The 15550-nt window shown below is 64.0% G+C and carries 15 protein-coding genes; 14 read left to right on the top strand and 1 reads right to left on the bottom strand.

All coding sequences use genetic code 11. The features are described 5' to 3' along the window. The first annotated feature begins 18 nt into the window (after positions 1 to 18). From nuoH to nuoN, 7 genes are all read left to right on the top strand, one after another. Positions 19 to 1071 (top strand): NADH-quinone oxidoreductase subunit NuoH, encoded by a 1053-nt coding sequence (gene nuoH, locus ACTIFK_RS01030; RefSeq protein ID WP_439541544.1) that lies wholly within the window; start codon positions 19 to 21, stop codon positions 1069 to 1071. Between the two features lie 13 nt (positions 1072 to 1084). Beyond that, entirely contained in the window at positions 1085 to 1573 is a 489-nt protein-coding gene (gene nuoI / locus ACTIFK_RS01025) for an NADH-quinone oxidoreductase subunit NuoI (RefSeq protein WP_439541176.1), read from the top strand. 144 nt (positions 1574 to 1717) lie between these two features. After that, positions 1718 to 2347, top strand: a complete 630-nt coding sequence (locus ACTIFK_RS01020) for an NADH-quinone oxidoreductase subunit J (RefSeq protein ID WP_439541175.1) — start codon at positions 1718 to 1720, stop codon at positions 2345 to 2347. A gap of 23 nt (positions 2348 to 2370) precedes the next feature. Beyond that, positions 2371 to 2679, top strand: coding sequence for an NADH-quinone oxidoreductase subunit NuoK (gene nuoK, locus ACTIFK_RS01015; RefSeq protein WP_439541174.1), 309 nt, complete (start codon positions 2371 to 2373; stop codon positions 2677 to 2679). 109 nt (positions 2680 to 2788) lie between these two features. Then, positions 2789 to 4738: an NADH-quinone oxidoreductase subunit L gene (nuoL, locus tag ACTIFK_RS01010; RefSeq protein ID WP_439541543.1), complete on the top strand. Its 1950-nt coding sequence runs from the start codon at positions 2789 to 2791 to the stop codon at positions 4736 to 4738. A 2-nt stretch (positions 4739 to 4740) separates the two neighbouring features. Next, positions 4741 to 6228, top strand: a complete 1488-nt coding sequence (locus ACTIFK_RS01005) for an NADH-quinone oxidoreductase subunit M (RefSeq protein ID WP_439541542.1) — start codon at positions 4741 to 4743, stop codon at positions 6226 to 6228. 10 nt (positions 6229 to 6238) lie between these two features. Then, the gene (gene nuoN / locus ACTIFK_RS01000) at positions 6239 to 7684 is read left to right on the top strand and encodes an NADH-quinone oxidoreductase subunit NuoN (protein ID WP_439541173.1); all 1446 of its coding nucleotides are present in this window, start codon (positions 6239 to 6241) and stop codon (positions 7682 to 7684) included. A gap of 9 nt (positions 7685 to 7693) precedes the next feature. Here the strand turns inward: nuoN and ACTIFK_RS00995 are convergent, their stop codons facing one another. Next, positions 7694 to 7933, bottom strand: coding sequence for a PilZ domain-containing protein (locus ACTIFK_RS00995; RefSeq protein ID WP_439541172.1), 240 nt, complete (start codon positions 7931 to 7933; stop codon positions 7694 to 7696). Between the two features lie 174 nt (positions 7934 to 8107). Here ACTIFK_RS00995 and ACTIFK_RS00990 point away from each other — a divergent pair, with 174 nt between their 5' ends. The 7 genes from ACTIFK_RS00990 to ACTIFK_RS00960 all read left to right on the top strand — a co-directional run bounded on the left by ACTIFK_RS00990 (position 8108) and on the right by ACTIFK_RS00960 (position 15508). Then, a complete protein-coding gene (locus tag ACTIFK_RS00990) occupies positions 8108 to 8875 on the top strand; it encodes a biotin--[acetyl-CoA-carboxylase] ligase (RefSeq protein ID WP_439541171.1) in 768 nt (255 codons plus the stop codon). A 40-nt stretch (positions 8876 to 8915) separates the two neighbouring features. Then, positions 8916 to 10628, top strand: coding sequence for a ribonuclease J (locus ACTIFK_RS00985; protein ID WP_439541170.1), 1713 nt, complete (start codon positions 8916 to 8918; stop codon positions 10626 to 10628). A gap of 143 nt (positions 10629 to 10771) precedes the next feature. Next, positions 10772 to 11176, top strand: coding sequence for a methylmalonyl-CoA epimerase (gene mce, locus ACTIFK_RS00980; protein WP_439541169.1), 405 nt, complete (start codon positions 10772 to 10774; stop codon positions 11174 to 11176). A 13-nt stretch (positions 11177 to 11189) separates the two neighbouring features. Then, a complete protein-coding gene (locus ACTIFK_RS00975; RefSeq protein WP_439541168.1) occupies positions 11190 to 11468 on the top strand; it encodes a DUF1467 family protein in 279 nt (92 codons plus the stop codon). A gap of 672 nt (positions 11469 to 12140) precedes the next feature. Next, positions 12141 to 13487 (top strand): proline--tRNA ligase, encoded by a 1347-nt coding sequence (proS, locus tag ACTIFK_RS00970; protein WP_439541167.1) that lies wholly within the window; start codon positions 12141 to 12143, stop codon positions 13485 to 13487. Between the two features lie 24 nt (positions 13488 to 13511). Then, the gene (locus tag ACTIFK_RS00965; protein ID WP_439541166.1) at positions 13512 to 14780 is read left to right on the top strand and encodes a lipoprotein-releasing ABC transporter permease subunit; all 1269 of its coding nucleotides are present in this window, start codon (positions 13512 to 13514) and stop codon (positions 14778 to 14780) included. Continuing rightward, positions 14777 to 15508: an ABC transporter ATP-binding protein gene (locus ACTIFK_RS00960; RefSeq protein WP_439541165.1), complete on the top strand. Its 732-nt coding sequence runs from the start codon at positions 14777 to 14779 to the stop codon at positions 15506 to 15508. The genes ACTIFK_RS00965 and ACTIFK_RS00960 overlap by 4 nt, the downstream gene beginning before the upstream one ends. Positions 15509 to 15550 lie beyond the last annotated feature (42 nt).

The following is a 15550-nucleotide window of genomic DNA, read 5'->3' as shown; positions in this document are numbered from 1 at the left end:
CGCATGTCGACCGAAACGATGACGATGTTCTGGGACTACGGGCTCTGGCTGGTGACGGCCGTGGGCGCGTCCCTCCTGGTCATCGTAGGCCTGCTGCTCTGCGTCGCGTTTCTGCTGCTCATGGACCGCAAGGTGTGGGCGGCCGTGCAGCAGCGCCGCGGACCGAACGTCGTCGGGCCGTTCGGCCTGTTCCAATCCTTCGCCGACCTGCTGAAATTCGTATTTAAAGAACCGATCATTCCGGCCGGTGCAGACAAGGCCGTCTTCCTGCTGGCCCCGCTTGCGACCGCCACCTGCGCGCTGGCCGCCTGGGCCGTCATCCCGATGAGCAAGGACGGCTGGGGCACGTGGGTCATCGCCGACCTCGACGTCGGCATGCTCTACCTGCTCGCCATTTCCTCGCTCGGCGTCTACGGCGTCATCATGGGCGGCTGGGCGTCCAACTCGAAGTACCCGTTCATGGGCGCGCTGCGCTCGGCCGCGCAGATGATCTCCTATGAGGTCTCGCTCGGCTTCGTCATCATCACCGTGCTGCTGATCGTGGGCTCGCTCAATCTCTCCGCCATCGTCATGGCGCAGACGTCGGGCGTCGGCGCCTGGCTCGGCCTGCCGGCTTCGGCGCTCGATTGGTATTGGCTGCCGCTGCTGCCGATGTTCGTCATGTTCTTCATCTCGTCGCTGGCCGAGACCAACCGTCCGCCGTTCGATCTGGTCGAAGCGGAAAGCGAGCTGGTCGCGGGCTTCATGGTCGAGTATTCGTCCACGCCCTACCTCCTGTTTATGCTCGGCGAATACGTGGCCATCACCACCATGTGCGCGATGGCCACCATCCTGTTTCTCGGCGGCTGGCTGCCGCCGGTCGATATCTGGCCGCTGAACGCGGTTCCCGGCATCTTCTGGTTCGCGGCCAAAGTGGTGTTCATGTTCTTCATGTTCGCCATGGCCAAAGCCATGGTGCCGCGCTATCGCTACGACCAGCTCATGCGTCTCGGCTGGAAGGTTTTCCTCCCGCTGTCGCTGGCGATGGTCGTTGTCGTCGCCGGCATTCTGCAGCTCTTGAGATCGGCATAGGAGACGTTTGGCCATGCGGGCAGCCCAGGGGCTGAAATCGCTGTTTCTGGTGGAGTTCGTTTCGGCGTTCTTCCTCGCCATGCGCTATTTCTTCGCGCCGAAGAAGACGTTGAACTATCCGTTCGAGAAGGGCCCGCTGTCGCCCCGCTTCCGCGGCGAGCACGCCTTGCGCCGCTATCCGAACGGCGAGGAGCGCTGCATCGCCTGCAAGCTGTGCGAGGCGATCTGCCCCGCGCAGGCCATCACCATCGAGGCCGGTCCGCGCCGCAATGACGGCACCCGCCGCACGACGCGCTACGACATCGACATGGTGAAATGCATCTATTGCGGCCTCTGCCAGGAGGCCTGCCCGGTCGACGCCATTGTCGAGGGCCCGAACTTCGAATTTGCGACCGAGACGCGCGAGGAACTCTACTACAGCAAGGAGCGCCTGCTCGCGAACGGCGACCGCTGGGAACGCGAGATTGCGAAGAACCTCGCGCTCGACGCGCCGTATCGGTGATCAATTACTCCCTCTCCCCATCGCGCTGCACTTGCGATGGGGAGAGGGTTTGGGTGAGGGGCAGCAGCACGCCGCAGCACAAGCGGCTGCCCCTCACCCTAGCCCTCGTCCCGTAGCAAACGGGGGAGGGGACTTGGAGGGGAAATGGGACTGACTGCGATCTTCTTCTATCTCTTCGCAACCCTGGCGCTCGCGTCGGGCGCGATGGTGATCGTCGCCAGGAACCCGGTTCACGCCGTGCTGTTCCTCATCCTCACGTTCTTCAACGCGGCCGGCCTGTTCATCCTTCTCGGCGCCGAGTTCCTGGCCATGCTGCTGATCATCGTCTACGTCGGCGCGGTCGCGGTGCTGTTCCTGTTCGTCGTCATGATGCTCGACGTCGATTTCGCCGAGCTGCGGGCCGGCTTCATCAAGAACGCGCCCGTGGGGCTGATCGTCGGCGGCGTGGTGCTGGCTGAGCTGTTGGCGCTGTTCTGGGCCCGCGCGATTGCGCCGCCCACGAACGCGGTCGCGGGCACGCCCATTCCGCAAGGTGCCAGCAACACCGAGGCCCTCGGCCAGATCCTCTATACGAAATACGTCTACTTCTTTCAGGGCGCTGGCCTCGTGCTTCTCGTCGCCATGATCGGCGCCATCGTGCTGACGCTGCGCCACAAGACCGGCGTCAAGCGCCAGTCGATTGCGGACCAGGTCGCGCGCGGGCCGGCGACGGCGGTGCGAATGGTCAAGGTGACGTCCGGCGGCAGCGTCATTCCCGACGCGCCCAAGCGATAAGAGCCGGAGAGGGCAAGCCAGCTATGGAAATCGGGCTCGGACATTATCTGACGGTCGCCGCGTGTTTGTTCACGCTCGGCATGTTCGGCATCTTCCTGAACCGCAAGAACGTGATCATCATCTTGATGTCGGTCGAGATGATGCTGCTGGCCGTCAACATCAACTTCGTCGCCTTCTCGCATTTCCACGGCGACCTCGTCGGCCAGGTCTTTTCGCTGTTCATCCTGACCGTCGCGGCGGCGGAATCCGCGATCGGCCTCGCCATCATCGTCGTCTTCTTCCGCAACCGCGGCTCGATCGCGGTGGAAGACGTCAACATGATGAAGGGGTGAACGTGGGCAGCAGGTATCAGGCAGCAGGCAACGGAATGAGCGGCAGCGTCGCGCATCAGACGGCACGGCTGCCGGCTGCCGGCTGCCCGCTGCCGGAGGGAATTCAATGATCTACGCCGCCATCGTGCTCCTTCCTCTTGTCGGCGCGCTGATCGCCGGGCTGTTCGGCCGCTTGATGGGCCCGCGCCCCGCGGAGATCCTCACCACGGCGCTGCTGATGATCGCCGCGCTGCTCTCCTGGATCGTCTTCGTCCGCGTCGGTTTCGACGGCGAGACGGCGCGCGTGCCGCTGTTCCGCTGGGTGACCTCGGGCGAACTCGACACGGCCTGGGCGCTGCGCATCGATACCTTGACGGCCGTCATGCTGGTGGTCGTCACCACCGTCTCCGCGCTCGTGCACCTCTACTCGATCGGGTACATGCACGAGGACGACAGCCGTCCGCGCTTCTTCGCCTACCTCTCGCTCTTCACCTTCGCCATGCTGGCGCTCGTGACGGCCGACAATCTCCTGCAGATGTTCTTCGGCTGGGAAGGCGTCGGCCTCGCGTCCTATCTGCTGATCGGCTTCTGGTACAAGAAGCCCGAGGCGAACGCGGCCGCCATCAAGGCCTTCGTCGTCAACCGCGTCGGCGACTTCGGCTTCCTGCTCGGCATCTTCGGGCTCTTCGCCGTCACGAACTCCATCAGCCTCGATGCCGTCTTTGCAGCAGCCCCCGATCTCGTCGGCAAGACGATGTCGTTCGTCGGCTACGACCTCGATATCCTGACGGTCATCGCCCTGCTGCTGTTCATGGGCGCCATGGGCAAGTCCGCCCAGTTCCTGCTCCACACCTGGCTGCCGGACGCCATGGAAGGCCCGACGCCCGTCTCCGCCCTCATCCATGCCGCGACCATGGTCACCGCCGGCGTCTTCATGGTCGCCCGTCTGTCGCCAATCTTCGAGCTTGCGCCGACCGCGCTGACCGTCGTCACGCTGATCGGCGCCATCACGGCGTTCTTTGCCGCCACCGTCGGTCTCGTCCAGAACGACATCAAGCGCGTCATCGCCTATTCGACGTGCTCTCAGCTTGGCTACATGTTCGTCGCCTGCGGCGTCGGCGCCTACTCGGCCGCCATCTTCCACCTCTTCACGCACGCCTTCTTCAAGGCGCTCTTGTTCCTTGGCGCGGGCTCGGTCATCCACGGCCTGCACCACGAGCAGGACATGCGCCGCATGGGCGGGCTCGCCAAGAAGCTGCCGATCACCTGGGTCATGATGCTGATCGGCACGCTTGCGCTCACCGGCGTCGGCATCCCGCACCTCGGCGGTTTTGCGGGCTTCCACTCCAAGGATGCGATCGTCGAGGCGGCCTATGCCGCGCACACGCCGAGCAACTACGCGTTCTGGGCGCTCGTCGTCGCGGCGTTCATGACGTCGTTCTACTCCTGGCGGCTGATCTTCCTCACCTTCCATGGCGAGACGCGCGCCGACCGTCATGACTACGACCACGCCCACGAAAGCCCTTGGGTCATGCTGATCCCGCTCATCGTGCTCGCCGTCGGCGCCGTCTTCGCCGGCATCGCCTTCACTCAAGTCTTCATCGGCGAAGGCTATGGCGACTTCTGGCGAACGGCCCTGTTCGAGGCGCCGGGCAAGGACATCCGCCATCACATGCACGAGGTGCCGGGCTGGGTGCCCCTCGCGCCGACGGTGGCCATGCTCTCCGGTCTCGCCATCGCCGTGCTCTACTACGTCCTCGCGCCGGGCCTGCCAGCCGCGACAGCGCGCGCCTTCCGCCCGCTCTATCTGTTCTTCCTGAACAAGTGGTACTTCGACGAGTTGTACGATTTCATCTTCGTGCGCCCCGCCTTCGCCATCGGCCGCTTCCTCTGGAAGGGCGTCGACGGCGCGGTGATCGACGGCACCATCGATGGCACCGGCAGAAGCGTCCTGTGGGGCACCGGCCGGATCGTCAAACTGCAAACCGGCTACGTGTATCACTACGCCTTCGCCATGCTGATCGGCGTCGCCGCACTCCTCACGTACTTCATCCTTAGCGGCGGCGGGTCGGCCCCATGAACATCTCGGACGCTCCCATTCTGTCGCTGGTGACGTTCCTGCCGATTGCGGGCGCGATCTTCATCGCGTTCCTGTCGCGCGAGGCGCTTGCCAACATCCGTTACACGGCGCTCTGGACCACGCTCATCACGTTTGCGGTCTCGCTGCTCATCTGGATCAACTTCGATCCCGGCACGGCGAGCTTCCAGTTCGTCGAGGAGCGTGATTGGCTGGGCCCCATAAAGTACAAGATGGGCGTCGACGGCATCTCGATGCTGTTCGTCATCCTGACCACCTTCCTGATGCCGCTCTGCATCCTGGCCTCCTGGGAGGCGATCGAGGATCGCGTCAAGGAGTACATGATCGCGTTCCTGGTGCTTGAAGCGCTGATGATCGGCGTCTTCTGCGCGCTCGACCTCGTGCTGTTCTACCTGTTCTTCGAAGGCGGCCTGATCCCGATGTTCCTCATCATCGGCGTCTGGGGCGGCCCGCGCCGCGTCTATGCGAGCTTCAAGTTCTTCCTCTACACGTTCCTCGGCTCGGTGCTGATGCTGCTCGCCATGATGGCGATGTACTGGCACGCGGGCACGACCGACATCCCGACCCTGATGACGACCAAGTTCCCGTCGGACATGCAGACCTGGCTGTGGCTGGCGTTCTTCGCCTCGTTCGCGGTCAAGATGCCGATGTGGCCGGTGCACACCTGGCTTCCGGATGCCCACGTCGAGGCGCCGACTGCGGGCTCGGTCATCCTGGCCGGCATTCTGCTCAAGATGGGCGGCTACGGCTTCCTGCGCTTCTCGCTGCCGATGTTCCCCGAGGCGAGTGCAACCTTCGCGCCGCTGGTGTTCACCCTCTCCGTGATCGCCATCGTCGCCACCTCGCTGATCGCCCTCGTGCAGGAGGACATGAAGAAGCTCATTGCCTATTCGTCCGTTGCGCACATGGGCTTCGTCACGATGGGTATCTTCACGTTCACCCAGCAGGGCCTGGATGGCGCCATCTTCCAGATGCTGTCGCACGGCCTGATATCGTCGGCGCTCTTCCTCTGCGTCGGCGTCGTTTACGACCGCCTGCACACACGCGAGATTTCGGCCTATGGCGGCCTCGTCGAGCGCATGCCGATCTACGCCGCCATCTTCATGGTCTTCACGATGGGCAACGTCGGCCTGCCGGGCACCTCGGGCTTCGTCGGCGAGTTCTTGACGTTGATCGCGTCGTTCAAGGTCAACACGTACGTCGCGGTGGCCGCCACGTCAGGCGTGATCCTGTCCGCATGCTACGCGCTTTATCTCTACCGGCGCGTTGTCTACGGCGCGCTGGAGAAGCCGTCGCTCAAGGCTATGGCGGACGTCACGCCGCGCGAAATCGTCATCCTCGTCCCGCTGGTCGTGCTCACGCTTCTGTTCGGGTTCTACCCCGCGCCCATTCTCGACGTCACCGCCGTGTCCGTCAAAGCGCTCGTGACCTCGCTCGAGGCCGCAGGCCACGCCGCAGCCGTCGCACCATAGGATCGCAGAGATGCCTGCCGATATGATCAACTACGCCGCCGCCTATCCCGAGATCGTCCTCGCGGCCGGTGCGATTGCGCTCCTCATGTTCGGTGCTTTCGGCGGCACGAAGGGCGACAGCGACCGCGCCGGGTGGCTCGCCATCCTGGCCCTGGCCGCGACGGGTGTCGCCGTCGTCATGCAGACGGGGACCGAGCGTGCCTTCAACGACGCATTCATCTCGGACGCGTTCGCGCGTTTCGTGAAGCTGCTCGTGCTCGCCGGCTCCGCCGTTGCGATCATGCTCTCGATGGACGACCTGCGCCGCGCCAAGGCCGACCGCTTCGAGATTCCTGTCCTCATCCTCCTCGCCACCGTCGGCATGATGATGATGATTTCGGCCAACGATCTGCTGGCTCTCTACCTCGGCCTCGAACTGCAGAGCCTCGCGCTGTACGTGCTCGCAGCCGCCCGCCGGGACGATGTCCGCTCGAGCGAAGCCGGCATGAAGTACTTCGTGCTGGGCGCGCTCTCGTCGGGCATGCTGCTGTACGGCGCCTCGCTGTTGTACGGATTTGCGGGCAGCACCTCGTTCGCCGGGCTGGCGACCGCCGCCGCCGCCCCCGATGCGGCGACGAACATGGGCCTCATCGTCGGCCTCGTGTTCCTGCTCGTCGGCCTTGCGTTCAAGGTCTCGGCTGTGCCGTTCCACATGTGGACGCCGGACGTCTACGAAGGCGCGCCGACGCCCATCACGGCCTTCTTCGCCGCCGCTCCGAAGTTGGCGGCCATGGCGCTTTTGGCGCGCGTGCTGATAGATGGCTTCGGCGGTCTCTTCATCCAATGGCAGAAGATCGTCATCTTTCTGTCCATCGCCTCGATGCTGCTCGGCGCCTTCGCGGCCATTGGCCAGACCAACATCAAGCGCCTGATGGCGTATTCCTCCATCGGCCACGTCGGCTTCGCATTGGTCGGTCTCGCGGCCGGCGGCGAGCAGGGCGTGCAAGCCCTGCTGATCTACCTCGCGATCTACCTTGTCATGACGCTCGGCTCCTTCGCCTGCATCCTGGCGATGCGCCGCGACGGCGAACCCGTCGAGGAAATCGGCGAGCTCGCCGGCCTGGCGCAGAACAACCTGCCGATGGCGTTCGTTCTCGCGATGCTGCTGTTCTCGCTCGCAGGCGTGCCGCCCCTGGCCGGCTTCTTCGGCAAGTTCTACGTCTTCGCGGCGGCCGTGAAAGCCGAACTCTACGGCCTCGCCATCATCGGCGTGCTGTCGAGCGTCGTCGGCGCCTTTTACTATTTGCGCATCATCAAGGTGATGTTCTTCGATGAAGCCAAGCCGCGCTTCACGCCGGCCGCGCCCTACGTGCGGCTGGTCATGATTGCCGCGGGCCTGTTCGTGGTGTTGTACGCCGTCTATCCGGCGCCGCTCGTCGCCGCAGCCGAAGTGGCCGCCAGGTCGCTGCAACTGTGAGGCGGGCTGCTATTCGAATCTGACGCCGCAGTCGCGACCACGCCGCCAGACGACAACGCAATCCGCGTCGATCCTTTCCATCGGTGCCACGAGGCGAAAATTTTCAGGCATGACGCCGGGACCGACGAGGCGAACGCAGGCGCCCGTTTTGGAGCCGTCGCGCAGCACCACCATCATTTCCTTGCCGTCCACTTTGATGATCCCTGCGCGATTTGTCGGTCGGCGCTTGGTTTCTCTGGCGTCTGTCATGACTCTCTAGGCTCGTCTCACCGGAACCGTATAATGGTCTCCCGCCCACGGGCCGTGAACGGCCGTGCGGCTATATATAAGGTATGTGTTTCAGGTGCTTAATACGGCATTTATGTGAGACCTAAGATTTTGGATATCGCTGCCCGACGGCCGCGAAAGACAATCGGCCGCAGCATGAAAAACGTTTTCCAGCATTTCGCTGAACTCGACTCCACCAACGCGGAGGCGATGCGCCGTGCGGTGGCCGGAGAACGCGGCCCGCTGTGGATCACGGCCTCACGCCAAACCGCCGGCCGTGGCCGGGCCGGTCGCGCCTGGGAGTCGGAGGATGGTAACCTCTATGCAAGCCTGCTCGTGAGCCTGCCGGCGCCCGCGTCCAAGGCCTACCAGCTCTCGCTTGTGGCTGGCGTCCTGGTGCACGACGCCCTTTGCGCGGCGCTGCCGCCCGCGGCGCATGCGGCGATGCGTCTGAAATGGCCGAACGACATTCTGATCGGCGGCGCCAAGGCCGGTGGCATCCTGATCGAGAGCACGGTCATCGCGCGGGAGGGCGACGGCCAGCCTGGACCAGCCGACGGCATGCGGCTGGCGGCGATCATCGGCATCGGCGTCAACATCGCCACGTATCCCCAGGGCCTCGATCGCCCGGTGACAAGCCTCGCCGCCCATGGCGCAACGCCGGAACCGGCGGCCTTGCTCGCTCGGATCGCATATGCCGCGGATCGCTGGCTCGCGGTCTGGCGCGGCGGCGAAGACTTTGCCGCGATCAGGAAGGCTTGGCTAATGCGTGCGCATCCTATAGGGGAACGGATGAGCATCGACACGGGTACGGAGCGCGTTACCGGCACATTTGAAGGATTGGACGCGGACGGCGGTCTGTTGATCGACGCCGGCGCGGGCATCAGGCGTTTCGCCTTCGGCGACGTGTCTCTTGCGGTTTGATTTGACACGTTACTTTTAGAGATAGGGCGCAAGCGCGTAGATGCCATCAGATAAGACGAAACGTCAGTCGCCCCGCGACCAGGATGAATTGGTTTTCTTGGCGCTCGGCGGCTTGGGCGAGATCGGCATGAACGCCTATCTCTACGGCGTTGGCCCGCCGGACGCGCGCCGCTGGCTGATGGTCGATCTCGGCATCACCTTTCCAGAGGGCGAAGATGACCCGGGCGTCGATGTCATCTTTCCGGATCTGCGCTTCATCGAGGAAGAGAAGAGCACCCTCGCCGGCATCGTCATCACGCACGCGCATGAAGATCACATCGGCGCGGTGATCGAGCTGTGGTCGCGTCTCGGCGCGCCGGTGTACGCCACGCCCTTCACCGCCGGCATGTTGAAAGCGAAGCTCTCCGAATACGGCAATCGCCTCCAGATCCCGATCCGGGAAGTCCCGCTCAACGGCCGCTTCCAGACGGGCCCGTTCGACGTCGAATTTATGGAAATGTCTCACTCGATCCCCGAGAGCAGCGCACTCGCCATCCGCACGCCGCTCGGCACGATCCTGCACACGGGCGACTGGAAGATCGATCTCACGCCGACCATCGGCGGCAGGCCCGACGAGGCCCGTCTGACCGCGTTGGGCGACGAAGGCGTATTGGCGCTCATCGGGGACTCGACGAACGCCATGCGCGAGGGCAGCTCGCCATCCGAGCGCGATGTCGCCAAGACCATCGCCGCCCTGGTCAAGGATGCGCCCCACCGCGTCGCCGTCACCACGTTTGCGTCCAACGTCGCCCGCATCAAGGCGGTGGCGGACGCTGCCCGCGCCGCGGGCCGCGAGCTTGTCGTGGCCGGCCGGGCTTTGCATCGCGTCATCCAGGTCGCGATCGACACCGGCTACCTGCCGCAAGGGTTTCGTTACGTCGACCAGCAGCAGTACAGCGAGCTGAAGCGTTCGAAGGTGGTCTGCATCTGCACCGGCAGCCAAGGCGAGCCGCGCGCGGCCATGGCGCGGGTCGCCGAGAACGAGCATCCCGACATCTCGATGGACAAAGGTGACATCGCCATCTTCTCGTCGCGCACCATTCCGGGCAACGAGAGGGCCGTCGGCTGGATTCAGAACAGCCTCGTGCGCATGGGCGTCGAGGTCGTCACCGATAGCGACGCGCTCGTGCACGTTACCGGCCATCCTCGCCGCGAGGAACTGCGCCAGCTCTATTCTTGGGTGCGGCCCAAGTCTGCGATCCCGATGCACGGCGAGGCGCGCCACCTCAAGGCGCACGCCGAGCTTGCGCGCGAGGCCGGCGTGGCCGATGTGCAGATCGCCTACAACGGCGAAATCGTTCGAATTGCGCCTGGCCCGCTGCGGATTATCGACGACGCCCCCGTCGGCCGCCTGTTCCGCGACGGCCGCCTGATCGTCCCCTCGGGCGACGGCCCGGTCCGCGAACGCCGCAAACTGGCCAGCGTCGGCATCATCGCCGTCTCCCTCGTTTTCACCCGCAAGGGCGACCTCGCGGTCGACCCGCAGGTGGCCCTCGACGGCATCCCCGCCGAGGACAACGAGGGCGATCCGATGGAGGATATCGTCCTCTCGTCCATCGAAGGCACGTTGCGATCGATCCCGCCCGGCCGCCGTCGCGATCTGGAAATGGTGATCGAAGCCGTCCGCCGGAGCGTCCGCAGCAGCGTCGCCAACGCCTGGGGCAAGAAGCCCATTGTCAAAGTGCTGGCGAGCGTGATCGAAGGGAAAGCCTGAAACTCGACCGCCCGGCGGCCCGCCGTAAAATGACGATGCGGGACGCCACAAAATAACGATGCGGGACGCCGCAAAGTAGCACTGCGGCCCGCCATAAAATGACGATGCGGCCCGTCGCGCCTGAATGATCATGGGGTTTGGAAATGATTGGACGCCTGAACCACGTCGCCATCGCCGTTAAGGATCTCGCTGCGGCCACGTCGGTCTACAAGAACGCCCTGGGCGCGGTCCTGACGGACCCGGTGGAGCAGCCCGAGCACGGCGTCACCGTCGTTTTCGTGACCCTTCCGAACACCAAGATCGAGTTCCTGGAGCCCCTGGGCGAAAACTCGCCGATCGCCAAGTTCCTGGAGAAGTTTCCGGACGGCGGCATCCATCACGTTTGCTACGAGGTCGACGACATCCTGGCTGCGCGTGATAAACTCAAAGAGCAGGGCGCTCGCGTGCTGGGCGACGGCAACCCGAAGATTGGCGCCCATGGCAAGCCCGTGCTGTTCCTTCACCCGAAGGACTTCTGCGGCACGCTGACAGAGCTCGAACAAGCCTGACAGGGAGACGACGATGACCATCAGCTTCGGCGTTGTGCTCTACATCATGATCTGGTGGATGACGCTGTTCGCGGTGCTGCCGTTTGGCGTGCGCACGCAGGGCGAAGAGGGTGAAGTCGTCGAGGGCACGCCGGAGAGCGCGCCCGCCAAACCGCGCATTCTGCGCGCCATGCTCATCAACACGGTCGTGGCGGCGGTTGCGTTCGGCTTTGTCTGGATGGCGCTCGAGAACGACTGGCTTGGCCTCTATGTCCCAGCGGAGCAGAACTTGCCCGCCGGCGTCACCCGCTAAATCCATAGCTCCTTGAACTGACAGCGGCTTGAATCGGCAACGGACCCTGGGCCGTGCTCGATGACCGACGCGCTCGACGATCGAGGAGGTGCGTGCGCGACCGCAGGCAATCCCTGCTCTACGGAAGTCTTTGTACGGATGTATGCAGGCTCGACAGCAGCCTTGCAGGAGCCGGCTGTCCCGGCAATCCTGTGCCCAATCCTGCCCCACAAACGCAAAGAGCAAGGCGAATGCCTTGCTCTTGCTAGCTTTTGGCTCGTGTCAGCAGCACTTTGCGTGCCGTCTGTTTATGCGGCTCTCAGACCCGGAGTGTACTCCGGTACTGCGGCCATTTTCTCCCTAGACTTGGGCCCCGAGCCATCTGGATCTCATTGGCTTCGCCCCTGTCACTTGAACGAGGGCACCATAACCGAACGGCGTCGCTATGTCACGGGTTGACGTGTAAAAAATTCTTAGCTGCACAAAGCGCATGCAGCGGCGTGCTCGCATGGTGGCTAGCGTGACGATTTGATGGCAAAAGTGCACTGCAGTGCCGCCGCGCAACGCTTGATTTGCCCTCCGCGATATTCCTCGGTATTGACGCCTTCACGTGATCTTCGCCCGCCCGCGGCCATCCATTATGGGCGTCTCGGGTCCCACCGCCGCGTTTGCGACGCAACATAAGTCAGGCCCATGCACCTCTCCCGCTACTTCCTGCCGGTACTGCGCGAAACTCCCAAAGAGGCCGAGATCGTATCGCATCAGCTGATGTTGCGGGCGGCCATGGTCCGTCAGTCATCGGCCGGAATTTATTCCTGGCTGCCGCTCGGTCTGCGCGTGCTGAAGAAGATCGAGGCGATCGTCCGCGAAGAGCAGAACCGGGCCGGAGCCGTCGAACTCCTGATGCCGACCATCCAGTCGGCCGACCTCTGGCGCGAAAGCGGACGTTACGAAGCCTACGGCAAGGAGATGCTGCGCATCACCGACAGGCATGAGCGCGATATGCTGTTCGGGCCGACGGCCGAGGAGGTCATCACGACGATCTTCCGCGACAGCATCCGGAGCTACAAGGACCTGCCGCGCAACCTCTACAATATCCAATGGAAGTTCCGCGACGAGATCCGCCCCCGCTTCGGCGTCATGCGCGGCCGCGAATTCCTCATGAAGGACGCGTATTCGTTCGATCTCACCAAGGAGAACGCCCGCGCCGCCTACCGCCGCATGTTCGTGGCCTACCTGCGCACGTTCGCCCGCCTCGGCCTGCGCTCCGTCCCCATGCAAGCCGACACCGGCCCGATCGGCGGCGATTTGAGCCACGAGTTCATCATCCTGGCGGAGACCGGCGAAAGTCAGGTGTTCTGTCACAAGGACCTGATCGAGGGCGAGATCCCGAGCGCCAATACTGATTTCTATGGCGACCTCACGCCGATCTTCGAGCGGTGGACGTCGCTCTATGCTGCGACCGAGGAAAAGCACGACGCCGCCCGGTTCGAGGCGGAAGTGCCAGTCGAAAAGCGGGTTTCGGCGCGTGGAATTGAGGTCGGTCACATTTTCTACTTCGGCACCAAATACTCCGAGCCGATGGGATGCAAGGTTCAGGGCCCGGACGGGCAGCAGATCACGCTCGAAATGGGCTCGTACGGCGTCGGCGTCTCGCGCCTCGTCGGCGCCATCATCGAAGCGAGCCATGACGCGTCCGGCATCGTCTGGCCGGTGCCGGTCGCACCGTTCGAAGTCGCCGTCATCAATCTCAAGTCTGGCGACGCCGCAACCGACGCGGCCGCCCTCGACATCAAGCGCCGCCTGGAGAACGCCGGTATGGATGTTCTCTACGACGATACCGACGAGCGCGCCGGCGGCAAGTTCGCGACCATGGACCTGATCGGCATCCCCTATCAGGTGATTGTCGGTCCCAAGGGCGTGAAAGCGGGCGAGATTGAAATCAAGGACCGCAAGACCGGCGAGCGCGAGACACTTCCGATCGATGCCGGGCTCGAGCGCGTCGTTACTCGCATCATGGACCAGCGCGTTCTGGTCTGATCACGTCCACGTGGGGAGACGGGCATGGCAGCAACGACCGACACGAAGCCGTTTGCGCCCTTCGAGTGGATGCTCGCATCGCGCTATCTGAGGGCCCGCCGCAAGGAGGGCTTCGTCTCGGTGATCGCGGCCGTGTCCTTTCTCGGCATCATGCTGGGCGTCGCCACGCTCATCATCGTCATGGCTGTCATGAACGGGTTCCGCAAAGACCTGTTCTCCAAGATCCTCGGCCTGAACGGGCATGTCGTCGTCTACAAGATCGGCGCGCCGTTCGACGACTACCCCGACATCACCAAGGCCGTCTCGCGCGCCAAGGGCGTCGAGCGCGCCATTCCCCTGATCGAGGGACAGGTCATGGTGTCCTCGGCCGTGCAGGCGCTGGGCGCCGCCGTGCGCGGCATCGGCGAGGACGACCTGAAGCACTTGAAACTGGTCGGCGAAAATATTCGCTACGGCACCCTCGACGGTTTCGACCAGTCGGGCGGGCTCGCCATCGGCACGCGCCTCGCGAATATGCTGCGCATCAACGTCGGCGATCCGATCACGATCATCTCGCCGCGCGGCGCGGCAACGCCGTTCGGCACCGCCCCGCGATCCAAGACCTATCCGGTCACGGCGATCTTCGAGCTCGGCATGTCCGAGTACGACAAGACCATGATCTTCATGCCGCTGCCGGAAGCGCAGCGCTACTTCTCGAAACCCAACGAGGTCGACATCCTGGAGGTGGTCATCTCCGATCCCGAGGATGTCGACGCGGCTGCGCGAAGTATTCGCACCGCCGCCGGCCCGACCATCAACGTCACCGACTGGCGACAGCGAAACGAGACGTTCTTCACCGTGCTCGAGGTCGAGCGCAACGTGATGTTCATCATCCTGTCGCTGATCGTGCTGGTGGCCGCCTTGAACATCATTTCCGGGCTCATGATGCTGGTGAAGGACAAAGGGCGCGACATCGCCATTCTCCGAACCATGGGGGCCAGCAAGGGCTCCGTGATGCGCATCTTCCTGATCACCGGCGCTTCGATCGGCATCGTCGGCACGATTGCCGGCCTGATCATCGGCGTCGTGTTCTGCGCCAACATCGAGGAGATCCGCCAGTTCGTCGCCTGGGCGGCGGGCACCAAGGTCTTCGATCCGAACGTCTATTACCTGACGCGCCTGCCGGCCGACATCAATCCGGTCGAAACCGGCTCGATCGTTCTCATGGCGCTCGTGCTGTCGGTCCTGGCGACGATTTACCCGTCGTGGCGCGCCTCGCGTCTCGATCCCGTCGAAGCGCTCCGGTACGAATGATGAGGGACGCCTCGGTGCTCGAAACGTCTGCACAGCATATTCCCGTCCTGCGCCTGATGGGCCTGCAGCGCGTCTTCCATCAGGGCACGCGTGACATCAATGTGCTCGCCGGCGCGTCGGTCGATGTGTGGGCCGGACAATGCGTGGCGCTTGTCGGCCCGTCCGGCTCGGGCAAATCCACGCTGCTGCACATCGCGGGTCTGCTCGAAACACCGGACCAGGGCAACGTCATCGTGGCGGGCCGCGACTGCGCCACGCTCGACGATCATGCGCGCACGCTGATCCGCCGCGCCGAGATGGGCTTCATTTACCAGTTCCATCAGCTCCTGCCGGAGTTCTCGGCACTGGAGAACGTCGCCATTCCGCAGATGATCCACGGCCGCTCGCGCCGCGACGCCGAGGTGCGGGCGCAAAAGCTCCTGTCGTCCATGGGCCTCTCCGAGCGCCTCGACCATCGCCCCGCCCAGCTCTCGGGCGGTGAGCAGCAGCGAACGGCCATTTGTCGCGCGCTCGCCAACCGCCCCCGCCTCATTTTGGCCGACGAGCCGACGGGTAATCTCGATCCGAAGACTTCGGAACTCGTTTTTCATGAGCTGATTGGGCTGTTTAGGAGCGAAGGGGTTGCAGCCCTGATCGCCACGCACAATCTGGAGTTGGCGCGGCGCATGGACCGCGTCGTCGTGCTGGATGGCGGACTTTTGGTCGAAATCCATCCCCAATCCGTGTAATGATGACGTGTCTCATCCCTTGTATCTAGGGGAACAGCGCGG

Origin of the sequence: Hyphomicrobium sp., from assembly GCF_051860585.1 — a bacterium.
Classification (GTDB): Bacteria; Pseudomonadota; Alphaproteobacteria; order Rhizobiales; family Hyphomicrobiaceae; genus Hyphomicrobium_C.
This window is presented reverse-complemented; position numbering and strand designations above follow the sequence as displayed.